Below are 25,807 nucleotides of genomic sequence, written 5' to 3' on the forward strand. Positions count from 1 at the left end.
CGCGGCGCTAGGCCGCCCTGTCCTCGCAACAAGGCAGGTAGGCCATGTCCTGGTCCGGCCCGTGGCGCTGTGCCATCCAGCCGGGCAGGTGGACCTGCATCCGGTCACTGCCCTGCACCTGGGCCATCAGCGGCGTGCCGGCACGCACATAGGCCACCTGGCGCACGCGCGCCGGATCGGGCCAGTCGGCCAGGGGCAGCACCATCACATCGATGTGCTGCAGGTCCGCATCCTCGTACAGCAGGCGCTCGAACAGGTCCGGGCGCAAGGCCATCTGCCGCACATGCGCCATGTCGCGTCCCGGGTCTCCACCTTCCTCGGCCACCCAGGCGGCAAACCGGGCCAGCGCTTCCTTCTGGAACTCGGCCGCACTGCGGCGCACATTCAGGAAGCGCAGCTGGGCGCCGCATTCCCGCAGCATCTGGCGCGTGACAGCGCCCGGCGCCGGCGTGCCCACTTCCACCTGCAGCTGCAGGTAGGCGAACTGGGCCTGCGAGTTGCGCGCCACGGTGCGCCAGTGCTGCAGCTCGTCCAGCGCGTCCCGGATGCCGAACAAGGCCAGCAGACCCTTGCCCGGTGTGGGGGCCTTGGCGTCCATGGCCCGGTCGTGGAAGGGAATGGAGCCCGCCACCAGGTGCACATCGTCCCCTCGCTCGCACACCCGGCTGGTGCCCACCATGGGCTGTACCTGCTGACCATGCACACGGATAAGGCTGAGCAGCGTGAGCTGGACACGGGAGGTGGCGTTATGGGGCATTCGGAAAACGTTTTGTTACAGGCATGGCGAATATACGTACTGACGCACGGTATATTTGCAATGCTAAATTTGTCTCGATTTTGGAATAATTCGGCTAGCTTGCTCGCAATTGGCGGCACAGCATGTCAGCTCAGATGCCGTCCCTGCCAAAAGTGCAGTGAAACTGGTAATAATTTGTAAATTCTTCACATTCTCTCACAATGATTCCATCAAACCGCCCCGTCCTGGGCCGCGATCTGGATGCCGTCCGTCAGGAATTCGGTCTGCTGACCAATGACATCATCTGGGTGCTGAGCATGTCCATCACGCGCTGGATGCAGGTGGTGCGCCAGGCGCCGGACGAGCCGGTGAAGGACCCCACCCTGGCCCTGCTGGTGCGCTTTCTGGCCCAGCACCCCGAACTGGCCGTGGTGCCGCGCCAGCCCACGGCGGGCGAAATGTTCGCGCTGATGAACGAGGTGGCCGATGTGGAGCCCAAGCGTTTCGCCACTTACTTCGGCGCGGAAAGCTCTGCCGCCTACCGCTGGATGCGCCCGGATGCCCGCCCCTCCTCGACCGTCACACGGCTCATGCATTTCCTGAAAACCGCCCTGCTGATGCAGGACACCGCGGGCCGCACCCAGCTGCTGGAAGACTGGCGCAAGACCGTGGAGCAGGAGGCCCGCAACCGCGGCGTGTCCGATGTCTTCAAGACCGGACGCTGGACCACCCCCATCCTGGACAATGGCGCGCCCTCCTCTTCCCTGAAGCGACCACCGGCCGCGGAGACTGAAGCCTGAGCAAACGCAACGGCCCATAAAAAAACGCCACGGCTGTGGCGTTCTTTGGGAGGGAACCGCGAGGTCCCGCAGCGTCAGGCGGCCTTGGCCTGGCCCAGCAGGGTGGCTGCGTCGCTGACTTCGAACTTGCCAGGGCCTTCCACGTTCAGGCTCACCACCTTGCCGTCCTTGACCAGCATGGAGTAACGGTTGCTGCGCAGACCCAGGCCCTTGCCGTTCAGGTCCAGCGTCAGGCCGATGGCCTTGGCGAATGCTGCATCGCCGTCGGCGATCATGCGCACCTTGCCGCCGGCCTTCTGGTCGCGGCCCCAGGCACCCATCACAAAGGCGTCGTTGACGGCCACACACCAGATTTCATCCACGCCGGCGGCCTTGAAGGCCTCCACTTGCTCGATGTAGCCGGGCAGGTGCTTGGCCGAGCAGGTGGGCGTGAACGCGCCGGGCACGGCGAACAGGGCAATCGTCTTGCCAGCCAGGGCCTGGGGCAGTTCCACCGGATTGGGGCCGATGCTGCAGCCATTGCCCTCCACTTCCACATATTCCATCAGCTTGCATGCGGGCAGTGTGTCTCCAACCTTGATCATGGTGCGTCCTTTGTCATGAAGTGAATCCAGCCTGCGGCGACATGCACGCAGGTCCCGGAAACAAAAAAGCGACCCACATTGTGGGTCGCTTTTTAAGACTTTGCTGTCAAAGCGGGTGAATGCTTAGACCAGGGCAGCCTTTTGCACCAAGCGGGTAGCCACCCAGTTCTTGGTCTTCGACAGAGGGCGGCTTTCAGTGATCTCGATGGTGTCACCCATCTTGTACTGGCCTTGCTCGTCGTGAGCGTGGTACTTGCTCGACTTCACCACGATCTTGTCATAGATCGGATGCTTCACGCTGCGTTCCACCAGGACCGTCACGGTCTTGGCGCGCTTGTCGCTGACCACCTTGCCAATCAAGGTGCGCTTGAGGGATGTTTTAGCTTCCGTCATGTCGGCTCCTTACTTGGCGGCTTGCTTTTCAGCAAGGATGGTCTTGGCACGAGCGATGTCGCGGCGGGTAGCCTTGAGGGTCGCAGTGTTGCCCAGTTGTTGCGTGGCCTTTTGCATGCGCAGACCGAAGTGAGCCTTTTGCAGGGACTTCACTTCAGTTTCCAGACCAGCCACGTCTTTTTGGCGGAGTTCAGCAGATTTCGTCATGTTGATCTCCTTAAGCACCAATTTGACGGGACACGAAGGTCGTGCGCAGCGGCAGCTTGGCAGCAGCCAGGCGGAACGCTTCACGGGCCAGCTCTTCGGGCACACCTACGATTTCGTAGATCACCTTGCCGGGCTGGATTTCGGCCACGTAGTACTCGGGGTTGCCCTTACCGTTACCCATACGCACTTCTGCGGGCTTGGTAGAGATTGGCTTGTCCGGGAACACGCGGATCCAGATACGGCCGCCACGCTTCACGTGACGGGAAATCGCACGACGTGCGGCTTCGATCTGGCGGGCCGTCAGACGGCCACGGTCCGTGGACTTCAGACCGAAATCGCCGAAGGCAACGGAGTTGCCACGGGTAGCGATACCGGTGTTGCGGCCCTTTTGTTCCTTACGGAACTTGCGGCGTGCAGGTTGCAGCATGTTTATTCTCCTTTACCGTCCGCTGCTGTAGCGGGCGCGTCAGCCTTACGAACGCGCTTAACGGAGTCAGCGCCAGCGGCGGCAGCCTTGTCGCTACCGTCAGCAGGAGCCGCGTTACCGCCGGCAGGGCGGCGAGCACCGCGGCCTGCACCGTCACGACCGCCGTCACGGCGACCATCGCGGCGAGGACCGCGAGGACGACGCTCGTCGTCAGGACGGGGCGTTTCCACGGCGGGCAGATCGTTGCGGCCCAAGGTGTCACCCTTGTAGACCCAGACCTTCACGCCGATGATGCCGTAGGTGGTCTTGGCTTCAGAGAAGCCATAGTCGATGTCCGCACGCAGGGTGTGAAGAGGCACGCGACCTTCGCGGTACCACTCGGTACGTGCGATTTCGATGCCGTTCAGACGACCCGACGACATGATCTTGATGCCTTGGGCACCCAGACGCATGGCGCTTTGCATGGCGCGCTTCATGGCGCGACGGAACATGATGCGCTTTTCCAGCTGCTGGGTGATCGAGTCAGCGATCAGCTTGGCATCGATTTCGGGCTTGCGCACTTCTTCGATGTTCACAGCAACAGGCACGCCCAGGCGAGTAGCGAGTTCCTTCTTCAGGTTCTCGATGTCTTCACCCTTCTTGCCGATCACCACGCCCGGACGAGCCGAGAAAATGGTGATGCGGGCGTTCTTGGCAGGACGCTCGATCAGGACGCGCGACACAGCGGCGTTCTTCAGCTTGGCCTTCAGGTACTCACGAACCTTGATGTCTTCGGCCAGCATGCCGGCGAAATCACGGTTGCTTGCGTACCAACGGCTTGCCCAGTTGCGGCTCACCGCCAGACGGAAGCCGGTAGGATGGATTTTCTGTCCCATATTCTTCCTTTAGGCCTCAGTTACCCACGGTCACGTAGATGTGGCAGGTAGGCTTGCTGATGCGGTTGCCACGGCCCTTGGCGCGAGCGGTGAAACGCTTGAGCGTGGTGCCTTGTTCGACGAAGATGGTCTTGACCTTCAGTTCGTCGATATCGGCGCCGTCGTTGTGCTCAGCGTTGGCGATGGCGGACTCCAGAACCTTCTTCACGATCACGGCAGCTTTTTTCTGCGTGAAAGCCAGGATGTTCAGAGCTTGATCCACCTTCTTGCCGCGGATCAGATCCGCGACCAGGCGACCCTTGTCAACCGACAAGCGGACGCCACGGAGGACTGCACGTGTTTCAGACATGGTCGTTCCTTACTTCTTGGCCTTCTTGTCGGCGGGGTGACCCTTGAAGGTACGAGTCAGAGCGAATTCGCCCAGCTTGTGACCTACCATTTGGTCGGTGATGTAGACAGGCACGTGCTGCTTGCCGTTGTGCACGGCGATGGTCAGACCGATGAACTCGGGCAGAACCATGGAGCGACGCGACCAGGTCTTAACAGGGCGCTTGTCCTTGGTGGTGACGGCCTTTTCGACCTTAGCCAACAAGTGATGGTCAACAAACGGACCCTTTTTGAGAGAACGAGTCATTTGCTACCCCTTACTTTTTACGACGCGACACAATCATGACTTGTGTGCGCTTGTTGTTACGGGTACGGTAGCCCTTCGTCAGATTGCCCCATGGGTCAACTGCATGACGGCCTTCACCGGTACGACCTTCACCACCGCCGTGGGGGTGATCCACAGGGTTCATGGCAACGCCGCGAACGGTCGGACGGATACCCATCCAACGCTTCACACCGGCCTTGCCCAGTTGGCGCAGGCTGTGTTCTTCGTTGGCAACTTCACCGATGGTGGCACGGCACTCGATGTGCACCTTGCGCACTTCGCCCGAACGCATACGCACTTGGGCGTAGATGCCTTCGCGGGCCAGCAGCGTAGCCGAGGTACCAGCGGAACGGGCGATTTGCGCGCCGCCACCGATGTTCAGCTCGATGCAGTGGATGGTCGAACCCACAGGGATGTTGCGGATCGGCAGGGTGTTACCCACGCGGATCGGCGCTTCAGAGCCGCTGACGATGGTTGCGCCCACTTCCAGGTTGCGAGGAGCAATGATGTAGCGACGTTCGCCGTCGGCATAGCACACCAGAGCGATGTGGGCCGTACGGTTCGGGTCGTATTCAATGCGCTCGACCTTGGCTGGGATACCGTCCTTGGTGCGCTTGAAGTCCACCACACGGTAGTGGTGCTTGTGACCACCGCCCTTGTGACGGGTTGTGATGTGACCGTTGTTGTTACGACCGGCCTTCTGGAATTGTGCTTCCAGCAGGGGGGCGTGAGGAGCACCCTTGTACAGGTGATCGCGGGTCACCTTCACCGTGCCGCGTTGGCCAGGCGAAGTGGGCTTGAGTTTGATAACAGCCATGATTAAGCAGCCTCCCCAGACAGGTTCAGCTCTTGACCGGGCTTGAGCATCACGTAAGCCTTGCGCACATTGTCGCGGCGGCCAACGGTCTTGCCGAAGCGCTTGGTCTTGCCCTTGGTGTTCACCACGGAAACGCCAGCCACTTCCACCTTGAACAGCAGTTCAACAGCGGCTTTGATTTCAGGCTTGGTAGCGTTCTGCAGCACCTTGAATGTCACAGCATTGGACTTCTCGGCAACCATGGTGGCCTTTTCGGACACGATGGGAGCGACCAACACTTGCATCAGACGACCTTCGTCAAACTTGAGCGTGCTCATGCGAACATCTCCTTGAGTTTGTCGATTGCGCCCTTGGTGACGAGCACTTTCTTGTAATGGATCAGCGAAACGGGATCGGCGTAGCGAGGCTCCACCACGAACACGTTCTTCAGATTGCGCGAAGCCAGGTACAGGTTCTCGTCGACTTCCTCGGCGATCACCATCACCGACTCCAGGTTCATGGACTTGAACTTGTCAGCCAGGACCTTGGTCTTGGGGCTTTCCAGCTTCAGGGAGTCCACCACGGCCAGACGGCCTTCGCGAGCCAGCTGCGACAGGATGGAAGCCATGCCAGCGCGGTACATCTTCTTGTTGATCTTCTGCGTGAAGTTTTCTTCAGGCAGATTCGGGAAGATGCGACCGCCGCCACGCCACAGAGGCGAGGAGGACATACCGGCACGTGCACGACCAGTGCCCTTTTGCTTGAAAGGCTTGGCAGTGGTGTGACGCACTTGCTCACGGTCCTTTTGAGCGCGGGTACCTTGACGTGCGTTGGCACGGAAGGCGGTCACGATCTGGTGGACCAGGTCTTCGTTGAAATCACGGCCGAACACGGTTTCAGGCACATCGCACTTGGATGCGGCCTGGCCTTGCTCATTCAGGAGTTCGAGCTGCATTAGTTCGCTCCTTTAGAAGCTTGGGCCTTCACGGCGGGACGCACGGACACGAAGCCACCCTTGGAGCCAGGAACAGCGCCCTTGATCAAGAGCAGTTGGCGTGCTTCGTCGATACGAACCACGTCGAGGTTTTGGGTGGTCACAGTCACGTCGCCCATATGGCCGGACATGCGCTTACCGGGGAACACGCGACCGGGGTCTTGTGCCATACCGATAGAACCGGGCACGCGGTGCGAACGGCTGTTACCGTGCGAAGCGCGTTGTGCACCGAAGTTGTGACGCTTGATCGTGCCTTGGAAGCCCTTACCGATGGAGGTGCCTTGCACGTCCACCTTTTGACCGACGGCGAACAGTTCTGCCACGGGCAGCACTGCACCTGCTGCGTACTTGGCAGCAGTTTCTTCGGTCACTCGGAATTCTTGGGTCACTTCACCGGCTTCCACACCTGCCTTGGCAAGGTGGCCGGCTTGAGGCTTGGTCACACGCGAAGCTTTGCGTGCGCCGAATGTGACCTGCAGGGCCACATAGCCATCGTTCTCTTGGGTTTTGATCTGGGTCACGCGGTTGTTAGAAACATCCACCACTGTGACAGGCACTGCGTCCCCGTCATCAGTGAACAGACGCATCATGCCCACCTTGCGGCCCAGCAACCCCAGGGAGTTGCTCAGACTCATTTGTTTCTCCAAAACTTTCGCCGCTGTAACTGCAATTGGCCCAGCGTTGCGCCCAACCAGGAAAGCCCTGAAGCGCACGAAAGAAGGTTGATAAAACTCCGCTAGAAATTAGCGAAGCTCCAAATTTTAACGCGAACTGCTTTTTCAAGCAAGTTCGCGTTAAAAGGAAGAACCGATGTGAGGTGAAATCACCTCACCCAGGTCTTATTGCAGTTTGATTTCGACGTCCACGCCAGCAGGCAGGTCCAACTTCATCAGGGCGTCCACAGTCTTGTCGGTGGGGTCCACGATGTCCATCAGACGCTGGTGCGTACGGATTTCGAACTGGTCACGGCTGGTCTTGTTGACGTGCGGCGAACGCAGGATGTCGAAGCGCTTCATGCGGGTCGGCAGGGGCACGGGGCCCTTGACGATCGCGCCGGTGCGCTTGGCGGTGTCAACGATCTCGGCTGCAGACTGATCGATCAGCTTGTAGTCGAATGCCTTCAGGCGGATGCGGATCTTTTGCTTGGACATTGTTAATTCCTAGTTGTGCTAAGAATTAGGCAATGATGGTAGCAACCACGCCAGCGCCCACGGTACGGCCGCCTTCGCGGATAGCGAAACGCAGACCTTCTTCCATGGCGATGGGGGCGATCAGCTTCACAGTGATCGACACGTTGTCACCAGGCATCACCATTTCCTTGTCGGCGGGCAGCTCGATGGAGCCGGTCACGTCGGTGGTACGGAAGTAGAACTGGGGACGGTAGTTGTTGAAGAAAGGAGTGTGGCGGCCGCCTTCGTCCTTCGACAGCACATACACCTCAGCGGTGAAGTGGGTGTGGGGCTTGATCGAAGCGGGCTTGCACAGCACTTGGCCACGTTCCACGTCTTCACGCTTGGTGCCGCGCAGCAGCAGACCCACGTTGTCGCCAGCTTGACCTTGGTCCAGCAGCTTGCGGAACATTTCCACGCCCGTGACAGTGGTCTTCTGGGTGTCCTTGATACCGACGATTTCGATTTCTTCGCCGACCTTGATGATGCCGCGTTCGATACGGCCGGTCACCACGGTACCACGACCGGAGATCGAGAACACGTCTTCCACGGGCATCAGGAAGGCACCGTCCACAGCGCGCTCAGGCGTGGGGATGTAGGTGTCCAGAGCTTCGGCCAGACGCAGGATAGCGGGTTCACCCTTGTCGGATTGGTCGCCTTCCAGAGCCAGCTTGGCAGAGCCGCGGATGATGGGGGTGTCGTCGCCGGGGAAGTCGTACTTGGACAGCAGCTCGCGCACTTCCATTTCGACCAGCTCCAGCAGTTCTTCGTCGTCCACCATGTCAGCCTTGTTCAGGAAGACGATGATGTAAGGCACGCCCACCTGACGCGACAGCAGGATGTGTTCGCGGGTCTGGGGCATGGGGCCGTCAGCGGCCGAGCACACCAGGATAGCGCCGTCCATCTGGGCAGCGCCGGTGATCATGTTCTTCACATAGTCGGCGTGACCGGGGCAGTCCACGTGAGCGTAGTGGCGGTTAGCCGTTTCGTACTCAACGTGAGCGGTGTTGATGGTAATACCGCGGGCCTTTTCTTCGGGTGCAGCGTCGATCTGGTCGTAGGCCTTGGCTTCGCCGCCAAACTTCTTCGACAGAACGGTAGCGATAGCAGCCGTCAGGGTGGTCTTACCGTGGTCAACGTGACCGATGGTGCCCACGTTCACGTGGGGCTTGGTACGTTCAAATTTTTCTTTTGCCATTGCAAATTCTCCAGAGAAAAGAGCAAACCTGTGTGATGTTTAAGGTCTGCACCGCATTGCTGTTTCGCCCCGCACAGGTGACAGGACGGCATGCAGTCGCAGACCGGCAACTTGTTTCAATCCGAGTTCGCCCGAAAGCAGCGATAGCTGCCTTCGGGCGAATTTCGGATTATGACCGAAATGCTTACTTAGCGCGAGCGGCCACGATGGCTTCGGCCACGTTACGAGGAGCTTCAGCGTAGTGCTTGAACTCCATCGTGTAGCTGGCGCGACCTTGGGTCATCGAACGCAGCGACGTGGCGTAGCCGAACATTTCCGACAGAGGCACTTCGGCCTTGATGGCCTTGCCGCCACCAACCATGTCGTCCATGCCCTGCACCATACCGCGACGGGAAGACAGGTCACCCATCACCGTACCGGCGTAGTCTTCAGGCGTTTCCACTTCCACAGCCATCATGGGTTCCAGGATGACGGGGTTGGCCTTGCGGGCAGCTTCCTTGAAACCGAAGATGGCGGCCATCTTGAACGCCATTTCGTTCGAGTCCACGTCGTGGTACGAACCGAAGGTCAGACGCACCTTGACGTCCACCACGGGGTAGCCAGCCAGCACGCCGGAAGTCAGGGCTTCGATCACGCCCTTTTCCACCGCAGGGATGTATTCGCGAGGAACCACACCGCCCTTGATTTCGTCGACGAACTCGAAGCCCTTGCCGGCCTCTTGAGGCTCCAGCGTCAGAACCACGTGACCGTACTGACCCTTACCACCGGATTGGCGAACGAACTTGCCGTCCACGTCCTTGACCGTGTTGCGGATCGTTTCGCGGTAGGCCACTTGGGGCTTGCCCACGTTGGCTTCCACGTTGAATTCACGCTTCATGCGGTCAACGATGATTTCCAGGTGCAGCTCGCCCATACCGGCGATGATGGTCTGACCGGATTCTTCGTCGGTACGCACGCGGAAGGAAGGATCTTCTGCAGCCAGACGCGACAGAGCGATACCCATCTTTTCCTGGTCGGCCTTGGACTTGGGTTCCACAGCCTGTGCAATCACGGGCTCGGGGAAGACCATGCGTTCCAGCACGATGGGAGCGGCGATGTCGCACAGGGTTTCACCGGTGGTCACGTCCTTCAGACCCACGCAGGCAGCGATGTCGCCAGCACGGATTTCTTCGACTTCCACGCGGTCGTTGGCCATCATCTGCACGATACGGCCGATACGTTCCTTCTTGCCCTTGACGGCATTCAGAACGGTCTCGCCCTTGGTCAGAACGCCGGAGTACACGCGCACGAAGGTCAGCTGGCCCACGAACGGGTCAGTCATCAGCTTGAAGGCCAGAGCCGAGAACTTCTCAGCATCGTCAGCCTTGCGCGACAGCTTCTTCTCTTCGTCATCAGGATCGGTACCGGTAACGTCGGGGATGTCCACAGGCGCGGGCAGGTAGTCGATCACGGCGTCCAGCATGCGCTGCACACCCTTGTTCTTGAAGGCGGTACCGCACAGCATGGGCTGAATTTCGGTGGCCAGGGTACGGGTACGCACGCCGAGCTTCACTTCTTCTTCAGTCAGAGTACCTTCTTCCAGGTACTTGTTCATCAGCTCTTCCGACGCTTCGGCAGCAGCTTCCACCAGGTTTTCACGCCACTTGTTGGCGGATTCCACCAGCTCAGCGGGGATGTCCTGGTATTCGAACTTCATGCCCTGGGAAGCTTCGTCCCAGATGATGGCCTTCATCTTGACCAGATCGACCACGCCCTTGAAGTTGTCTTCGGCGCCGATGGGGATCACCACGGGCACAGGGTTGGCCTTCAGGCGCAGCTTCATCTGGTCGTAGACCTTGAAGAAGTTGGCACCGGTACGGTCCATCTTGTTCACAAAGGCCAGACGAGGCACCTTGTACTTGTTGGCCTGACGCCACACGGTTTCGGACTGGGGCTGCACGCCGCCCACAGCGCAGTACACCATGCAAGCACCGTCCAGCACGCGCATGGAACGCTCCACCTCAATGGTGAAGTCCACGTGGCCGGGGGTGTCGATGATGTTGAAGCGGTGTTCGGGGTAGGACAGATCCATACCCTTCCAGAAGCAGGTCACGGCAGCCGAAGTGATCGTGATACCGCGCTCTTGTTCCTGCTCCATCCAGTCGGTCGTAGCAGCACCATCGTGCACTTCGCCCAGCTTGTGGGTCACGCCTGTGTAGAACAGGATACGTTCGGTCGTGGTGGTTTTGCCTGCGTCGATGTGCGCCGAAATACCGATATTGCGGTAGCGCTCGATGGGGGTCTTGCGAGCCATGATGGATCCTTGATTGATCGTATGGGAGATCTGCTGGACCCCGCCTTGTGTGCAGGGCCAGCAGTTCAATATGGGGACGCTCTAAATCGAGACAAGGCCGCAGCAAGTTTTTGCGTGCGGCCCCGTTCGCGAGAGCGAAATTCCGATTAGAAGCGGAAGTGGCTGAAAGCCTTGTTGGCTTCGGCCATGCGGTGCACTTCGTCACGGCGCTTCATAGCGCCGCCACGACCTTCGGTGGCTTCCATCAGTTCGTTGGCCAGGCGTTGGGCCATGGACTTCTCACCACGCTTGCGGGCGGCTTCCTTGATCCAGCGCATGGACAGAGCCAGACGACGGACAGGGCGCACTTCCACGGGCACCTGGTAGTTGGCGCCACCCACGCGGCGGGACTTCACTTCCACCATGGGCTTCACGTTGTTGATGGCGGTGGTGAACACTTCCAGAGCGTCCTTCTCGGGCGACTTCTTGGAGATCAGTTCCAGAGCACCGTAGATGATGCGTTCTGCAACAGCCTTCTTGCCGCCTTCCATGATCACGTTCATGAACTTGGACAGCTCGACATTGCCGAACTTGGGATCCGGCAGAATTTCACGTTTGGGGACTTCGCGACGACGTGGCATTTTTTACCTCTATCTTTGCTTCAGTTGGCGTCTTTTCAGACACCGCGAGAGCCAAAACTGGACTCCCACTTACTCGACCCACACAAAACATTTGCGCTTCGGGTCACTACGCTGAATCTCGCGCCACGCGGGATACAGCACCTACTTGTCTTTTCAAAAAACCAGGGCTTACTTGGCCTTAGGCTTCTTGGCACCGTACTTGGAACGGGCTTGCTTACGGTCCTTGACGCCTTGCAGGTCAAGCGAACCGCGCACGATGTGGTAACGCACACCAGGCAAGTCCTTCACACGGCCGCCGCGAACCAGCACCACGCTGTGTTCTTGCAGGTTGTGGCCTTCACCGCCGATGTACGAAATGACTTCGAAACCGTTGGTCAGACGCACCTTGGCCACCTTACGCAGAGCCGAGTTAGGCTTCTTAGGCGTGGTGGTGTACACACGGGTGCACACGCCACGGCGTTGGGGGCAGTTTTCCATAGCAGGGCTCTTGGATTTGACAACTTCGACCGTGCGGCCCTGACGCACGAGTTGGTTAATGGTTGGCATTAAAAACGTCCCTAAACGTGAATTTGCTTTTCAAAGCGAAAACGTGAAACCCTTCGGAAATTCCGAAAAGCCCTCAAATGTACCAGCTTGGTCAAGTGCAAGCAAGGGACCTTGCATAACCCCTTGCTAACCACCGGCTGCACAAGCCTCGTGGAATCAAGCACTTGCGCGCCGGCAGCGGCACGGGCCGCCGGCGCTCCGCCCGGACTGCTTACATGATCCAGAGGCGGATGGCATCCCACAGGCGACCGAAGAAGCCGGCTTCCGGCACATCTTCCAGCGCCACCACAGGCACTTCGGCCACGGTGTCCGCACCCAGCAGCACCTTCAGGGAGCCTACGTTCTGCCCCTTGGCGATGGGCGCCACCAGCGGATCCTTGCGCACCACCTGGGTGGTCAGCTTGCCTGCGCTGCCGGCCGGCACGGTCACCACAATGGCGCTTTCCTGGCCGATCTTCAGCGCGTCCTTCTGGCCCTTCCACAGACGGGCTTCTTCCACGGGCTGACCGGCATCGAACAGCTTGACGCCGTCGAACGCGGTGTAACCCCAGTTCAGCAGCTTCTGGCTTTCGCCCGAACGGGCGTTCTCGCTGGCCGTGCCCAGCACGATGGACAGCAGGCGGCGGCTGCCCACATTGGGCATGTCGCGCTTGGCCGTGGCCACCAGGCAGTAGCCCGCGGCAGCGGTGTGGCCGGTCTTCAGACCGTCTACCGTGGGATCACGGAACAACAAAGCGTTGCGATTATTGCTATTGGACGCAGGCGTGCCCGGGTAGCGATACTGCTTGGTCGCGTAGTAGTGCATGTACTGGGGGAAGTCATGCATCAGGCGCGTGGCCAGGATGGACAGGTCACGCGCCGTCGTCAGGTGACCCGGCTCGGTCAGACCTTCGGGGTTCTTGTACGAGGTGTTCTTCATGCCGAGGGCCTTGGCCTGCTCGTTCATGAGGCGCACGAAGTTTTCCTTGCTGCCGCCCACACCTTCTGCCAGCGCCATGGTCGCATCGTTGCCCGACTGCACGATCATGCCGTGCAGCAGGTCATCCACCTTCACCTGCATCTTGGGGTCGATGAACATGCGCGAACCCGGCATCTTCCAGGCCTGCTCGCTCACCGGCAGCGTCTGCTCCAGCGTGATCTTCTTGGTGCGCAGCGCGTCGAACACCAGATAGCCCGTCATCAGCTTGGTCAGCGAGGCTTGCTCGATGGCCACATCCGGCTCCTTGGAGGCCAGGATCTGGTTGGCCGTCACATCGATCAGCAGGTAGTTGCGGGCCGCGATCTCGGGGGGTTGGGGTTGGGCGATCTGCGCCAGACCCCAGACCGGCACCAGGGCCGCACTCAGAACCAGGGCTTGCAGGTGCGTTTTCACAGTTTTCATGGGAACAGAATGCTCAGACAAATAGACAAAACAAAAGAAAAAGGGTGAGCGACGGCCTTCCAGCCATCATGTTGCCGACTGCAGGTGGCGCACCACCAACCCTTTGAGCAACGGCAATTGTCCGTGGAAGAAATGCCCGCCTCCGGGCACGACGGTTACAGGCAGTATCTGTGGCCGTGCCCAGTCCATCACGGCGGACAGGGGCACGGTGTCGTCCTGCTCGCCGTGGACCACCAGCGTGCGCTCATGGGCCTCGGGTGGCACAGGCGCCACCTCGAAGCGGCTGGCCGCCGTCCCCACCAGCACGGCCTTGGCGATGCGGCCTTCGTGCCACAGCGTGGCCAGGGCATGGCTGGCCACAAAGGCCCCAAAGGAAAAGCCGGCCAGTGCCAGCGGCCCCTCGGGCGCCACCTGGCGCACCACGGCCAGCAGGTCGTCCAGCTCGCCGCGGCCTGCATCGTGCGTGCCGGCGCTGGCGCCCACACCACGGAAATTGAAACGCACCGTGGTCCAGCCGCACTGCACAAAGGCACGTGCCAGGGTCTGCACCACCTTGTTGTCCATGGTGCCGCCGAACAGCGGGTGCGGATGGGTGATCACCGCCACGCCGCGCGGGGCCTGCAGCCCCCCGTCCAGGCTGGGCTGGTCACGCAAGGCCTCGATGGCGCCTGCCGCGCCAGTCAGGGTGAATTTTTCAGTCTGCACATTCACGTACTGCTATTCCATCAGGAGCTGCTCGCGCAAACACAGCGCGTCCAGCAGGGTAATTTGGCCAATGAAGCGTGTGAGCGCGTTTCAGCGCCCAAGTTCCGGCGGCACCAGCAGACGCTCCACCACCTGGCCGTGCTTCAGGTGGGAATCGACGATTTCATCGATGTCCGCCTCGTCCACAAAGGTGTACCAGGTGCCTTCGGGATAGACCACGGCCACCGGGCCGGCCGCACAGCGGTCCAGGCACCCGGCCTTGTTCACGCGCACCTGGCCTTTGCCGGCCAGACCGGCTTCCTTGACCCGCTTCTTGCAATGGTCGAAGCCTTCCTTGGCGCCATGCAGGGCACAGCAGTCTTCGCCATTGGGGCGTTCATTCAGGCAGAAGAAGATGTGGCGGGCGTAGTAGCCGGCTTGCGCCTCGGGCGCACGGGAGTGATCGCTCATGCCGCCATTCTAGGAGCGGCAGCGCGCTGCGCCACATACCAGCCCACATAGATGAGGGTGGCGTACGGCCACAGCCAGCCCAGCCACTGGGCCAGACCGTAGAAGCGGATGAAGCGCCCCTGCTCCCACACCTGCAGCGTCTGTGCAAAGTAGACATCGGTGGACGCCTGGTTGAGCCAGCTCAGGTGCATGGACAAGGCCACCAGCAGCAGCACGCCGCAGATGCGCCGCGGCACCGGCACCAAGGCCAGCGCCACCAGCACCCCACCCCAGATGGCCGCACGCCCCGGCGCCTGCAGCCATTCCCAGGCATGGACCGGCCCATAGGTCAGCGCCGCCGACAGGGCCGTCACCCCCACCCCCGCCAGCACGATGCAGATCGCAAACACCGCCCGCCGCAGCTTGTGCGTGATGACGCAGTAGCCCAGCAGACAGGGGATCAGCAGGCCCAGCATCACGCACAGCAACTCGGCTCCGGGCGTCAGCGGCGTCATGGGCGCATCCCACAGCGGCAGCCAGCTCATGAACGGCGTGTCTTCCAGCTGCTCGTCCAGCCACAGATCCAGCCGCTCCAGTACCTGGCCCAGCCCGAATGGCAGGGCCGTGGGGAACAGCAGCGCCGCCGGCCACAGCGCCAGCAAAGCCACCGCACCGCCGGACCCCGGCGCCAGCCAGCGCTCACGAAACTGCGCCCAGCGCTGCAGGGCGCCCAGGCGCTCCAGCAGCGCCGCCAGCAAGGCCCCCAGCAGCGCGCCCGCGGCGTTCAGCGACAGGTCCAGATTCGACGGCACCCGCCGCGGCAGGTAGATCTGCAGGAACTCCATGCCCAGCGACAGCGACGCACCCAGCAGCGCCGCCAGCGGCACGGCCCAGCGGGCACGCCGGCCATCGCGCAGCATGCCCAGCGCCAGCAGAAAGCCCAGGGGCACATAGCCGGCGATGTTGGTATTGACGTCGAACCAGGTCCAGTAGGGAGGCGGCAGCTTCGCCGTCAGAAACACCCACGGATCCACCCCCTGCACGCGCCAGCCTTCGAACGGAAACAGGCTGGCGAACACAATCAGCGCGGCATAGATGGCCGCCAGGGTCCATGCGGAGCTGCGTGGCTGCATAGGGCGAAAATTCTCCTCCTCGCGGCGCACCAGCGCAGGCGCGGCCGCAGTGCTTTCCACGTGGAAAGCGGGGCTTAGAAAGGCTTGACCACCACCAGCACCACCGCCACGATCAACAGCAGCACCGGAATTTCATTGAACCAGCGAAACCACCGGTGGCTGTGGCGGCAGTCATCGGCCGCCAGCTGCTGCAGCAGCCGGGCGCAGACCCCGTGGTAGACCACCACCAGCGCCACCACCGCCAGCTTGGCGTGCAGCCAGCCGCCGGCAAAACCGTAACCCAGCCACAGCCACAGACCCAGGCCCACGGCGGGCACGGCCAGCATGGTGGTGAAGCGCAGCAGTTTGCGTGCCATCAACAGCAGACGTTCGCGCTCGGCCACGGAGCCGGGCGTCACCATGGCCAGATTGACGTAAATGCGTGGCAGATAGAAGAGGCCAGCGAACCAGCTGGCCACGAACACAATGTGAAAAGCTTTGACCCACAACATGGGTCCAGTGTACGAGCCGTACGCACCGTAAAAAAGCCCGGCCGAAGCCGGGCTGGGAAATTCCTCGAAACGAGGACCTGCTCAGGGAGGTGAAGCAGGGGATCCAGCGAACCGGCTCCGGCATGCAATCTAGCGCTCCACCCTCAGCCAGCGCACACTGTTCGTCAGAAGCTGGCTGTTACACGCCCAATGGTCGCCACCAACGGAAAAACCCGCCGCCAGCGGCGGGACCAGCGGCATCCCATGGCTTGCAGTGCCTGCGGAGCACTGCATGACAGCACCCGCAGCCAGGGGCACAATGGCAGCATGCATTTGTCCAACCCCACCCCCTTTCCCCAGAACCGCCCCCGTCGCCTGCGCCGCGACGCTTTCACCCGCAATCTGGTGCGCGAGAACCGCCTGTCGGCCCACGACTTCATCTACCCGGTGTTTGTGCACGAAGGCACGAACCGCCGCGAAGCCGTGCCCTCCATGCCCGGTGTGGACCGCCTCAGCCTGGACCTGCTGTTGCCGGTGGCCGAAGAATGCGTGAAGCTGGAAATCCCGGTGCTGGCCCTGTTCCCCAACATCGACGCTGCGCTCAAGACGCCCGATGGCAAGGAGGCCCTGAACCCCGACGGCCTGATCCCCCGCGTGGTGCGTGCCCTGAAAAAGGAGTTCCCCGGCCTGGGCGTGATGACCGATGTGGCGCTGGACCCCTACACCAGCCACGGCCAGGACGGCATCCTGGACGAGACCGGCTACATCCTGAACGATGAAACCGTGGAAGTCTTGGTCGGCCAGGCACTGAACCACGCCGCTGCCGGCGTGGACATGGTGGCACCCAGCGACATGATGGATGGCCGCATCGGCGCCATCCGCGAAGCGCTGGAGCTGCAAGGCCATATCCACACCCGGATCATGGCCTACAGCGCCAAGTACGCCAGCGCCTTCTACGGCCCCTTCCGCGACGCCGTGGGCACCCGTGGCGCGCTGGGCAAGGCCGACAAGAACGTCTACCAGATGGACCCCGCCAACACCGACGAAGCGCTGCGCGAAGTGGCGCTGGATCTGGCCGAAGGCGCGGACATGGTGATGGTCAAGCCCGGCATGCCGTATCTGGACGTGGTGCGCCGCGTCAAGGACGAGTTCAAGGTGCCCACCTTTGCCTACCAGGTGTCGGGCGAGTACGCCATGCTCAAGGCCGCGGCCGCCAACGGCTGGCTGGACCACGACGCGGTGATGATGGAAGCCCTGCTGGCCTTCAAGCGTGCCGGTGCCGATGGCATCCTGACCTACTTCGCCATCGACGCGGCCAAGAAGCTGCGCCAGCAAGCGTAAGCCGGGGCCACAGCGCTCCACCCGGCCCCTGCGGCCACCGCCGCTGACCGGCTCCGCCAGCGCAGGCAGCCCCGGCAGCGGCCTTTTTTAGGCACGACATGCACCTGCTGCGCATCCACCCCGCTGCCCACCTGGTGGAAGACCGAGGCACCGCCCTGCCCTCCGCTGCGCCGGAGCCGGGCAGCTTCTGGTGGCTGGCCTGCGAGCGCACCGAGCTCGAGGCCCGGCTGCCGGAAATCCAGGCCATGCTGCAGGCCGTCTGCGGTGCGCCGCTGCTGGACCTGCATGTGTCCGACCTGCTCAACGCCCACATCCCGTCCACCTCGGACTACACCTCCCAGTACGACGTGATGCTGTTCCACCGCCTGGTGGACTCCGGCGCCAGCGACTCCCCCGCCGCCATCCGCGCCGCCGGCAAGGGCGGCACCGCGCCGCCACCCACCCCGGTGCTGCAGCGCGTGCGCACCCAGCCCATCGGCTTTGCGGTGTACGACCAGTTGTTGCTGACCGTGCACCCGCCCGCCTGTCCGCTGCAACAGCAGTTCCAGCAGCGGCTGGAAACGGCCCGCCAGGTGCCCGAAGGCCGGCCCGGCGCCGCCAAGCTGCCGCACAGCCCGGCCGACCTGATGCTGCGCATGCTCAACCAGATGGTCGACGGCTACCTGGACCTGCGCCGCGTGATGACACGCCAGCTGGACCACTGGCAGCTGTCGCTGCTGCGCCCACGCGCCAAGTTCCACGACTGGAGCGCGGTGCTGGATGCCCGCCTGGCGCTGCACCAGCTGGACGAAATCTGCGAAGACCAGCGCGGTGCCGTGCAGGACTGGATCGAGGCCATGGACAGCTGGCCCGACGACTCCGGCCACGACCGGCGCGAGCACGAGCTGCTACGTGTGCGCTCACGCGACGTGCTGGAGCACATCGAGCGCGTGATCCACCATGTGCGCCGCATCGAGCAGAGCGCCGAAGCGGCGGTGCAGATGCATTTCTCGTCGCAGAGCAACCGCGCCAACGACATCATGCGCACGCTGACCACGCTCACCGCCGTGTTCCTGCCGCTGAACCTGATTGCGGCCATCTTCGGCATGAACTTCGAATTCATTCCCTGGATCCACCAAAGTCACGGCTTCTGGTGGGCCATGGCCAGCATGGGGCTGATCGCCCTGGCGCTGCTGGTGTTCTTCTGGCGCAGGCGCTACCTGGACCGCAACAGCCTGCGCTGAGACCACGCAGCGCAGACGCCCGGTGCAGGCAAGGGCGCGGCGCGCCCGCCCTCAGGTGCGCAGCTGCGTATCCAGAAATGCCAGCGTCCTGTCCCGCGCCACCAGGGCCGAGGCATCGTCGTAGCTGGCGCGCTGGTCACAGTTGAAGCCGTGGTCGGCATCGTAGACAAACACCTGGGCCTGGGGCTGGACCTGGTCAAAGACCAGCACCGTATCGACAGGGATGAAATGGTCCTGGCGGCCGAAATGCGCCATCACCGGGCACAGCGGCTGGCGGCTGCGCTCCTCGGGCCCGGTCATGCCGCCGCCGTAGTAGCAGACGGCTGCCGACAGCTGCTGCAGGCTGCAGGCCGCGCGCCAAGCCAGCAATCCGCCCCAGCAAAAGCCCACAGCCCCCACTTTCTGGCCGGTGGTGGTGGCCAGCCAGTCCACGGCAGTGCCAACGTCCTGCGCCATGCCGGGGGGCGGCAGGGCTTCGGCCTGGGCCTTGAGCTGGCGGCCCTGCTGCATGTCGGCATCGCTGTAGCCCAGCTCCACGCCCAAGGTGTCGCAGGGTGCCAGGCGGTAGAACAGCGCCGGCGCCACGGCCGCAAAACCCCGTGCGGCAAAACGCTCGGTCACGGCGCGGATGTGGCTGTTGACGCCGAAGATCTCCTGCAGCACCACCACCGCCCCGCACAACGGGCCTTCGGGAATGGCCGCCCAGGCAGGCAGCAGGCGACCGTCGGGGGTCTGCAGATTCAGGAGTTGGCCGGTGTGGGGCATGGAGCTTCCTCGGGGGATCGGGCGCCGTGGTCAAAGCGGGGACGGGGCCACGGCACCCTGCGGGCAGGGGCCGTGCTGTAATGCCTGACGGTATGCCAGACACAGCACGATTTTTACAGGAGACCGTATGTCGCTACCACCCATTGCGCTGATTACCGGTGCCAGCCGTGGTATTGGCGCCGCAACCGCCCGCCTGGCAGCGGCCCGGGGCTGGGCCGTGGCCGTGAACTACCAGCAGCGCCGCGATGCCGCCGACGCCCTGGTGCACGAGATCCAGTGCGCGGGTGGCGAGGCCATGGCCGTGCAAGGCGATGTGGGCGATGAGGCCCAGGTGGTGGCGATGTATGCAGCCATGGACCGCCACTGGGGCCGGCCGCTGTCGGCCCTGGTGAACAACGCCGGCGTGGTGGACCGCCCCAGCCAGGTGGCCGACATGTCCGCTGCGCGGCTGGAGCGCATGTTCCGCGTCAATGTGCTGGGCAGCTTCTACTGTGCGCGCGAGGCCGTGCGCCGCATGAGCACGGCCCGCGGCGGCCAGGGCGGCAGCATCGTCAATGTCTCCAGTGCCGCTGCCTTGCTGGGCGCTGCCAACCAGTATGTGGACTACGCAGCGGCCAAAGGTGCGGTGGATGTGATGACGCGCGGTCTGGCCAAGGAAGTGGCGGCCGAGGGGATCCGCGTCAACGCGGTGCGCCCGGGGCTGATCGAGACCGAGATCCACGCCAGCGGCGGTCTGCCCGACCGTGTGCGTGAACTGCAACACCAGGTCCCCATGCAGCGCGGCGGCTCCGCCGAAGAGGTGGCAGAAGCTATCCTGTGGCTGATGTCTCCCGCTTCCAGCTACACCACGGCCAGTTTCACCGAAGTCTCCGGTGGCCGGCACTGAAATACACCCATGGACCTCAAACCCCTGATCACGCTGGTGGCCATCGTCAACCCGCTGGCGATCGTCCCCTTTTTCATCCACTACACCCAGGGGTTTGACGAGACCCAGCGCCGCCAGACCATCCGCACCGCCGCCATCAGCACCTGTGTGGTGATCTGTGCCTGTGCGCTGATCGGCCTGCAGGTGCTGGACTTCTTCAACATCTCGCTGCAGAGCTTTCAGGTCGGCGGCGGCCTGTTGCTGCTGATCAGTGCGATGAACATGCTCAACGCCCGGCCGGCCGAAGACCGGCCCAACACCGGCACGATGGAAGCCGGTGCCGAAAAAGCGGCCATGGGCAACAGCATTGCGGTGGTCCCGTTGACGATTCCGCTGCTGACCGGGCCGGCCGCCATGTCCACCGTGGTGATCTATGCCGATCAAGCGCGCAGCATCTGGCAGCATGTGGCGCTGCTGGGCTATGGCGTGGTGGTGGCAGCCGCCGTGTGGGCCGCCTTCTCGCTGGCCGACCCCATCAGCCGCGTGCTGGGCAAGACCGGTATCAATGTGATGACCCGCCTGATGGGCCTGATCCTGGCGGCCCTGGCCATCGAGGTGATGGCCGGCGGCCTGGTGAAAATCTTTCCGGCACTGGCCGGCGCCCACTGACGCCCGCGGCCCGTCCCTGGGCCGTACGGTGGTGGCATGGCTGCGGGAAGGAGCATTCCCCTTCCCGCGCCCGCTTCTTCTTGCTGCTTGCCTCCCCGCTCCCCCTTGTCCGTCCGGAAGCCTAGAGACTGCTGGCCACCTGTTCCGTGCGGGTCTGCTGCTCCACATGGTCATCGCCCGTGGAACAGGCCCCACCGCAGCCGTGGATGGGGGCCTGCGGCAGCGATTGCGGCAGGTAGACCACCCCCGAGGCGGGATCGAAATTCACATCCTGGAGGTGCTTGGCCAGCGCCGCATCCATGGTCTGGGCATGGTGGGTGAACCAGGTCACCAGCTCGGCCGCCATGCCGCGGATCACATGCAGCTCGCCCTGGGCGCCGCGCTCCGCCCCCTCGCGCATGATCTGCAGCACGACGCGGTGTTGCAGGCTGTGGCAGTTGTCCGGCGCAAAACCGGTGCTGACCATCCAGCGGTCTTCCTGGCCGAAGTGGCCATCGGTATGTTCCACCAGCGCCTGCCAGGCGGCGGGCAGCTCCGCATCGGGGGCTTCTTCCACCACGGCCAGCAGGTCAACGAACTCCTGGTGCGTGTCGTCCATCGCCGCCATATCCAGCGCCAGTTCGTCGCTCCATTCCAGTGTGGCCATGTGCCTGCTCCGCAAATTGCAATGCAGGGCAGCTTACGGCGACACAGTGGCCCTGCAGGTTGAGCCACATCAAGGATTCACTGTCCGGGGACCGCCGTCCAGCGGACCGGTTGCGCTCCCCTGGCACACCGCCACAGGCGGTGTGCCAACGGCTTCAGGGGGCTTTGGCGGGCAGCTGCGTCAGCCATTGCTGCAGCTGCAGCCCGGCCTGGTCCACCGCCTGGGCCAGGGCCTGCGCGCCCGCGGCCGCATTGGCGGCACTGGCCGGCTGCTGCAGGGCGAACAGCCGCTGTCCCAGCAGCACATCCCCGCCGCGCCGGGAGTCGATCAAGGTGGCACGCAAGCGCAGTGCCCCCACGCTGGCCGTGCTGCCGGTGAACACCTGTTCAAACTCTTCCAGCGCCAGCTGCAGCACTGGTGGTGTCTGGCCCTGCACGCGCGGCGCCTGGGCCCCACGCTCGGCGGACAGCACGATCCGGTCCTGGCTCAGGATGTCGCGCAGCCGCTGCTGCACCAGCACCGCCGGCGGCTGGCTCCAGCGCGCATAGGCATAGGCATGCTGGGCGTTGGCATCGGCATAGGCCAGGCGGTAGAGCACGGAGGTGCTGTTCTCGTTCTGGGCCCGCGCCTGGATATCGGCCAGCGCCAGCACCGGGTGGACGCTGGCAGGTGCCGCAGCGGCCACCGCGGGCAGCGGCCCCAGGTCGAAACGCGCCGGCTGGTTGGGCGACGAGGGCAGGTTGCTGCAGGCGCTCAGCCCCGTCGCCAGCAAGGCGGCTCCCCACAAAGTGCTTGCACGCATGGTGTTCTCCTTGGCCTCAGCGGCCGGCCGCAGCAGGTGCGGCAAAGCCCGGCTCGCCCGGTCCTGGCTGGACACGGCCTTCGCCAAAAATCAGGGACTGGGGGTTGTTGGTGATGCCCGAGGCCGCCGCGCCCATGCCGCGCGCAGCGCGCGAGACGTCGCTGGCCGCCTGGGTCACGGCCGGCAAGGTGGTGCGGGACAGCTGCTCGGCCGCCGCCCCCATGGACTCGGCGCCGCGCTCCAGCTGGTCCATCGGCCCGCCCTGGTTCTGCAGGCGCTGCGCCAGCTGGCGCACCTCGGTGGCCAGTTGACCGGCCTCCTGCCCTGCCTTCTCCAGCGCCAGCATGCTGCGCCGGGCGTTCTCGGACAGCTCCGGCAGCTGGGCCGCCGCCGGGTCGATGCGCTCGGTGATGGTGCGGTTCAGGCTGTGGGTCAACTCGTTCACCCCCTTGGCAGCACCGGCAATGTCACCCAATGCGGCCGAGAAGCGCTGCTGGTTCTCGGTGCCCAGCAACTCGTTGATGCGGCGCGTGGCTTCATCCACCCGCCCCATGATGAGCATGCCCTGGTCGGCCAGCACGGTCAGCGGCGAGGAGCGCATGGGCAGACGCGGCAGTCCGCTGGGCCCGGCGGCCAGCACGCTTTGCGGTGTATCGCTGTCGTCCAGCTGGATGTGGGCGATGCCGGTCACCCCCTGGTAGCCCAGCTGGGCATAGGTGGTCTGGGGGCTGACCGGGGCATCCGCGTCGACCGCAATGCGGATCAGCACATTGCCGCTGCTTTGCGGATCAAAGCCGATGCGCGTGACCTTGCCCACCGACACACCCTTGTAGCGCACCGTGGCCTGGGGCTGCAGGCCGCTGATGGCGTCCTTGGTGGACATTTCGTATTCCACATACTGGTGGCGGTCGCGTGTCAGCCACATGGCCAGCCCTGCCAGCAGGCAGACCACCGCCACCACGAACAGGCCTGCGGCCATGGCATGGGACTTGTTTTCCATCATTGACCTCCCTCTGGGCCCGGCCCGGATGGTGCGGGTGCCATGGCCCTGCGGCCACGCTCACCCTGAAAGAATTGCGCAACAAAGGGGTGGGGAAAGACCGCCACCTCCTGCGGTGTGCCGGTGACCAGCACTTTTTTCTCGGCCAGCACGGCCACGCGGCTGGACAGTGCGAACAGCGTATCCAGATCGTGGGTGACCATGACCACGGTCAGGTCCAGCTCGGCATGCAGCTCGCGCAGCAGCGCACAGAAATCGTCCGAGCCATTCGGGTCCAGTCCCGCCGTGGGTTCGTCCAGCAGCAGCAGCGGCGGGTCCATGATCAGCGCCCGCGCCAGCGCCACCCGCTTGATCATGCCACCCGACAGGTCGGCCGGCATGCGCGTGGCGTGCTCAGGCTTGAGGCCCACCATCTGCAGCTTGACCAGGGCGGCGGCATCCACCAGCGCGCGCGGCAACGTCCCCAGCTCGCGCAGCGGAAAGGCCACGTTGTCCAGCACGTTGAAGGCCGAATACAGCGCCCCCTGCTGGAACAGCATGCCCACGCGGCTGGCCGCGCCGTCGCCCCCCATGGCCGCCGCCGGCTGGCCCAGCACCTGCACCGTGCCCTTGCCCGGCTGCAGCAGCCCCAGGATCTGGCGCAACAGCACCGTCTTGCCGGTCCCCGAGCCGCCGACGATGGACAGCATCTCGCCGCGGTAGATGTCCAGGTCCAGGTCCTGGTGCACGGCGAACTGGCTCTCGCCTTCACCGAAGATGCTCCACAGCTTGTCGATGTGCACCACGCGCTCGCCCTGCGCCCAGGGGGCTGCGGCCGCGGAAGGGAGAGAGACTGCGGTATCGGTCATCAGAAACCCACGTTGCGAAACAGAATGGCGAAGACCGCATCCACCACGATCACCATGGTGATGGCCGTGACCACCGAGGCCGTGGTGCCCTGGCCCAGGCTCTGGGTGTTGGGTTCCACCCGCAGGCCCCAGTGGCAGCCGATCAGTGCGATGAATACACCGAACACCACCGACTTGCCCATGGCCAGCCACAGATTGCCGACGTTGACCGCGTCCGGCAGCGACTGCAGAAAGTACGCGGCCGAGATGCCCATGGTCATGTCCGCCGCCAGCATGCCGCCGGCCAGCGCGGCCAGCGTGGTCCACAGGCTGATCAGGGGCATGGCCAGCGCCAGCGCCAATGCACGCGGCATCACCAGGCGGTAGCCCTGGGGAATGCCCATGACCTGCATGGCGTCAAGCTCCTCGGTCACCCGCATCACGCCGATCTGGGCCGTGATGGCCGAGCCGGTGCGACCTGCCACCAGAATGGCACCCAGCAGCGGCCCCAGCTCCCGGATCAGCGAAATGCCCAGGATGTTGACGATGAAGGCCTCTGCCCCGAACTGGCGCAGTTGCAGCGACATCAGATAGGCCAGCACCACGCCGATCAGAAAACCCACCAGGGCCGTGATGGGCAAGGCCATGGCCCCCATGTTGTAGAGGTGGCCCGAGACATCGCGCCAGGGTCCGCGCAGCGGTGCGCGCAGCAGGCGCAGCACATCCAGCAGCAATTGGCCGACCAGCTGCACCATGGCCAGCAGATGTTCGCGCCCGTGGATGACCATGCACCCCAGAGACTCCACGGCCTCGCGCACCGGATGGGGCTTGGGCGTGGGCGCCGGGGGCGCGGTGAAGCGTTCCACCCGCTGCAGCATGGCTTTTTGCCCCGGCGTGGCCTGCAGGCGCGCAGGCCATTGGCCCTGCCAGTGCTGCCACAGCAGCTGGGCACCCACATGGTCCAGCCAGTCCACACCGTGCAGATCCCAGCCCAGATCGGGCTGCGCCGGCACCGCCTTGAGCTGTGCCTGCACGCGCGCCCAGTGGGCGCGGTCACCGAAATCGGCGGCGCCCCATCGGCCCTGCAGCACGGCCCAGGCCCCTTCCGGGGTGTTCTGGCGTTGCAGCTGCGGCGGCAAGGAAGTCATGGGCAAGGTGATAGGGCTACTCCGGCAACAGACAAGACCACAGGATAACGGCAGCGCCGCGCCCTGGCACGACCGCCCTGCATCGCAATCCGCTGCATCCGCAGGATGTGGCG

33 protein-coding genes are annotated in these 25,807 nt (G+C 63.5%); 5 read left to right on the forward strand and 28 right to left on the reverse strand.

From position 1 onward, the window contains the following. Nucleotides 1-7: 7 nt before the first annotated feature. On the reverse strand, nt 8-757 hold the full coding sequence (locus QM470_RS15680) for a hypothetical protein (protein WP_283339896.1): 750 nt from the start codon (nt 755-757) through the stop codon (nt 8-10). A gap of 200 nt (nt 758-957) precedes the next feature. On the opposite strand from QM470_RS15680, the gene QM470_RS15685 reads away from it, so the two are divergent. Beyond that, the gene (locus tag QM470_RS15685; protein ID WP_066541962.1) at nt 958-1,536 is read left to right on the forward strand and encodes a hypothetical protein; all 579 of its coding nucleotides are present in this window, start codon (nt 958-960) and stop codon (nt 1,534-1,536) included. A 74-nt stretch (nt 1,537-1,610) separates the two neighbouring features. Here QM470_RS15685 and QM470_RS15690 read toward each other — a convergent pair whose 3' ends face one another. The 21 genes from QM470_RS15690 to QM470_RS15790 all read right to left on the reverse strand — a co-directional run bounded on the left by QM470_RS15690 (nt 1,611) and on the right by QM470_RS15790 (nt 16,429). Further along, nucleotides 1,611-2,120: a peroxiredoxin gene (locus QM470_RS15690; RefSeq protein ID WP_066541963.1), complete on the reverse strand. Its 510-nt coding sequence runs from the start codon at nt 2,118-2,120 to the stop codon at nt 1,611-1,613. 123 nt (nt 2,121-2,243) lie between these two features. After that, nucleotides 2,244-2,513, reverse strand: coding sequence for a 30S ribosomal protein S17 (rpsQ, locus tag QM470_RS15695; protein WP_066541964.1), 270 nt, complete (start codon nt 2,511-2,513; stop codon nt 2,244-2,246). Between the two features lie 9 nt (nt 2,514-2,522). Next, the gene (gene rpmC, locus QM470_RS15700) at nt 2,523-2,720 is read right to left on the reverse strand and encodes a 50S ribosomal protein L29 (protein ID WP_066541986.1); all 198 of its coding nucleotides are present in this window, start codon (nt 2,718-2,720) and stop codon (nt 2,523-2,525) included. Between the two features lie 10 nt (nt 2,721-2,730). Further along, nucleotides 2,731-3,147: a 50S ribosomal protein L16 gene (gene rplP, locus QM470_RS15705; protein ID WP_066541965.1), complete on the reverse strand. Its 417-nt coding sequence runs from the start codon at nt 3,145-3,147 to the stop codon at nt 2,731-2,733. A gap of 2 nt (nt 3,148-3,149) precedes the next feature. Next, nucleotides 3,150-4,022 (reverse strand): 30S ribosomal protein S3, encoded by an 873-nt coding sequence (rpsC, locus tag QM470_RS15710; RefSeq protein ID WP_066541967.1) that lies wholly within the window; start codon nt 4,020-4,022, stop codon nt 3,150-3,152. Between the two features lie 16 nt (nt 4,023-4,038). Then, nucleotides 4,039-4,371 (reverse strand): 50S ribosomal protein L22, encoded by a 333-nt coding sequence (gene rplV, locus QM470_RS15715; protein ID WP_020229468.1) that lies wholly within the window; start codon nt 4,369-4,371, stop codon nt 4,039-4,041. Nucleotides 4,372-4,380: 9 nt separating this feature from the next. Continuing rightward, on the reverse strand, nt 4,381-4,656 hold the full coding sequence (rpsS, locus tag QM470_RS15720) for a 30S ribosomal protein S19 (RefSeq protein WP_066541969.1): 276 nt from the start codon (nt 4,654-4,656) through the stop codon (nt 4,381-4,383). Nucleotides 4,657-4,666: 10 nt separating this feature from the next. Continuing rightward, a complete protein-coding gene (rplB, locus tag QM470_RS15725) occupies nt 4,667-5,491 on the reverse strand; it encodes a 50S ribosomal protein L2 (protein WP_066541971.1) in 825 nt (274 codons plus the stop codon). Between the two features lie 2 nt (nt 5,492-5,493). After that, nucleotides 5,494-5,808, reverse strand: a complete 315-nt coding sequence (rplW, locus tag QM470_RS15730; protein WP_066541973.1) for a 50S ribosomal protein L23 — start codon at nt 5,806-5,808, stop codon at nt 5,494-5,496. Next, nucleotides 5,805-6,425 carry a 50S ribosomal protein L4 gene (rplD, locus tag QM470_RS15735; RefSeq protein WP_066541974.1) on the reverse strand — a complete coding sequence of 207 codons (621 nt, stop codon included), beginning with the start codon at nt 6,423-6,425 and terminating at the stop codon, nt 5,805-5,807. Before rplD ends, rplW begins: the two co-directional genes overlap by 4 nt. After that, complete coding sequence (gene rplC, locus QM470_RS15740) at nt 6,425-7,099, reverse strand: 50S ribosomal protein L3 (protein ID WP_066541975.1); 675 nt, start codon at nt 7,097-7,099, stop codon at nt 6,425-6,427. Before rplC ends, rplD begins: the two co-directional genes overlap by 1 nt. Before the next feature lie 204 nt (nt 7,100-7,303). Next, on the reverse strand, nt 7,304-7,615 hold the full coding sequence (gene rpsJ / locus QM470_RS15745) for a 30S ribosomal protein S10 (RefSeq protein WP_003059431.1): 312 nt from the start codon (nt 7,613-7,615) through the stop codon (nt 7,304-7,306). A gap of 25 nt (nt 7,616-7,640) precedes the next feature. Beyond that, nucleotides 7,641-8,831 carry an elongation factor Tu gene (gene tuf, locus QM470_RS15750; RefSeq protein ID WP_098066016.1) on the reverse strand — a complete coding sequence of 397 codons (1,191 nt, stop codon included), beginning with the start codon at nt 8,829-8,831 and terminating at the stop codon, nt 7,641-7,643. Between the two features lie 184 nt (nt 8,832-9,015). Further along, nucleotides 9,016-11,124, reverse strand: a complete 2,109-nt coding sequence (gene fusA, locus QM470_RS15755) for an elongation factor G (RefSeq protein ID WP_066538883.1) — start codon at nt 11,122-11,124, stop codon at nt 9,016-9,018. Between the two features lie 146 nt (nt 11,125-11,270). Next, complete coding sequence (gene rpsG, locus QM470_RS15760; protein ID WP_066538882.1) at nt 11,271-11,744, reverse strand: 30S ribosomal protein S7; 474 nt, start codon at nt 11,742-11,744, stop codon at nt 11,271-11,273. Between the two features lie 168 nt (nt 11,745-11,912). Further along, the gene (gene rpsL, locus QM470_RS15765) at nt 11,913-12,290 is read right to left on the reverse strand and encodes a 30S ribosomal protein S12 (protein ID WP_003059441.1); all 378 of its coding nucleotides are present in this window, start codon (nt 12,288-12,290) and stop codon (nt 11,913-11,915) included. A 211-nt stretch (nt 12,291-12,501) separates the two neighbouring features. Then, on the reverse strand, nt 12,502-13,671 hold the full coding sequence (locus QM470_RS15770) for a D-alanyl-D-alanine carboxypeptidase family protein (protein WP_066538879.1): 1,170 nt from the start codon (nt 13,669-13,671) through the stop codon (nt 12,502-12,504). A 66-nt stretch (nt 13,672-13,737) separates the two neighbouring features. Beyond that, nucleotides 13,738-14,382: an alpha/beta hydrolase gene (locus QM470_RS15775; RefSeq protein ID WP_218333378.1), complete on the reverse strand. Its 645-nt coding sequence runs from the start codon at nt 14,380-14,382 to the stop codon at nt 13,738-13,740. A gap of 84 nt (nt 14,383-14,466) precedes the next feature. Next, nucleotides 14,467-14,826: a (2Fe-2S) ferredoxin domain-containing protein gene (locus QM470_RS15780; protein WP_066538877.1), complete on the reverse strand. Its 360-nt coding sequence runs from the start codon at nt 14,824-14,826 to the stop codon at nt 14,467-14,469. Beyond that, on the reverse strand, nt 14,823-15,938 hold the full coding sequence (locus tag QM470_RS15785) for a VanZ family protein (protein WP_283339899.1): 1,116 nt from the start codon (nt 15,936-15,938) through the stop codon (nt 14,823-14,825). The genes QM470_RS15780 and QM470_RS15785 overlap by 4 nt, the downstream gene beginning before the upstream one ends. A gap of 74 nt (nt 15,939-16,012) precedes the next feature. Further along, the gene (locus QM470_RS15790; RefSeq protein ID WP_066538875.1) at nt 16,013-16,429 is read right to left on the reverse strand and encodes a CopD family protein; all 417 of its coding nucleotides are present in this window, start codon (nt 16,427-16,429) and stop codon (nt 16,013-16,015) included. Between the two features lie 306 nt (nt 16,430-16,735). On the opposite strand from QM470_RS15790, the gene hemB reads away from it, so the two are divergent. Both hemB and QM470_RS15800 read left to right on the forward strand, forming a co-directional pair. Continuing rightward, on the forward strand, nt 16,736-17,749 hold the full coding sequence (gene hemB / locus QM470_RS15795) for a porphobilinogen synthase (RefSeq protein WP_066538930.1): 1,014 nt from the start codon (nt 16,736-16,738) through the stop codon (nt 17,747-17,749). A gap of 98 nt (nt 17,750-17,847) precedes the next feature. Then, a complete protein-coding gene (locus tag QM470_RS15800; protein ID WP_283339900.1) occupies nt 17,848-18,972 on the forward strand; it encodes a magnesium transporter CorA family protein in 1,125 nt (374 codons plus the stop codon). Nucleotides 18,973-19,023: 51 nt separating this feature from the next. On the opposite strand, the gene QM470_RS15805 is transcribed toward QM470_RS15800, so the two are convergent. Continuing rightward, on the reverse strand, nt 19,024-19,737 hold the full coding sequence (locus QM470_RS15805; RefSeq protein ID WP_283339901.1) for a dienelactone hydrolase family protein: 714 nt from the start codon (nt 19,735-19,737) through the stop codon (nt 19,024-19,026). Nucleotides 19,738-19,864: 127 nt separating this feature from the next. Between QM470_RS15805 and QM470_RS15810 the strand changes: the two genes are divergently transcribed. Both QM470_RS15810 and QM470_RS15815 read left to right on the forward strand, forming a co-directional pair. Further along, complete coding sequence (locus tag QM470_RS15810; RefSeq protein ID WP_283339902.1) at nt 19,865-20,623, forward strand: SDR family oxidoreductase; 759 nt, start codon at nt 19,865-19,867, stop codon at nt 20,621-20,623. Between the two features lie 9 nt (nt 20,624-20,632). After that, complete coding sequence (locus tag QM470_RS15815; protein ID WP_280012124.1) at nt 20,633-21,271, forward strand: MarC family protein; 639 nt, start codon at nt 20,633-20,635, stop codon at nt 21,269-21,271. A 121-nt stretch (nt 21,272-21,392) separates the two neighbouring features. On the opposite strand, the gene QM470_RS15820 is transcribed toward QM470_RS15815, so the two are convergent. The 5 genes from QM470_RS15820 to QM470_RS15840 all read right to left on the reverse strand — a co-directional run bounded on the left by QM470_RS15820 (nt 21,393) and on the right by QM470_RS15840 (nt 25,694). Then, complete coding sequence (locus tag QM470_RS15820) at nt 21,393-21,917, reverse strand: hemerythrin domain-containing protein (protein WP_279999820.1); 525 nt, start codon at nt 21,915-21,917, stop codon at nt 21,393-21,395. A gap of 154 nt (nt 21,918-22,071) precedes the next feature. Continuing rightward, nucleotides 22,072-22,719 (reverse strand): ABC-type transport auxiliary lipoprotein family protein, encoded by a 648-nt coding sequence (locus tag QM470_RS15825; protein WP_127446176.1) that lies wholly within the window; start codon nt 22,717-22,719, stop codon nt 22,072-22,074. Nucleotides 22,720-22,735: 16 nt separating this feature from the next. After that, nucleotides 22,736-23,719, reverse strand: coding sequence for an MlaD family protein (locus QM470_RS15830; protein ID WP_283339903.1), 984 nt, complete (start codon nt 23,717-23,719; stop codon nt 22,736-22,738). Beyond that, nucleotides 23,719-24,567 (reverse strand): ABC transporter ATP-binding protein, encoded by an 849-nt coding sequence (locus QM470_RS15835; protein ID WP_283339905.1) that lies wholly within the window; start codon nt 24,565-24,567, stop codon nt 23,719-23,721. The genes QM470_RS15830 and QM470_RS15835 overlap by 1 nt, the downstream gene beginning before the upstream one ends. Next, a complete protein-coding gene (locus QM470_RS15840) occupies nt 24,567-25,694 on the reverse strand; it encodes an MlaE family ABC transporter permease (RefSeq protein WP_283339906.1) in 1,128 nt (375 codons plus the stop codon). Before QM470_RS15840 ends, QM470_RS15835 begins: the two co-directional genes overlap by 1 nt. Nucleotides 25,695-25,807 lie beyond the last annotated feature (113 nt).

This window comes from Comamonas sp. 17RB (assembly GCF_030056555.1).
Classification (GTDB): Bacteria; Pseudomonadota; Gammaproteobacteria; order Burkholderiales; family Burkholderiaceae_C; genus Comamonas; species Comamonas terrigena.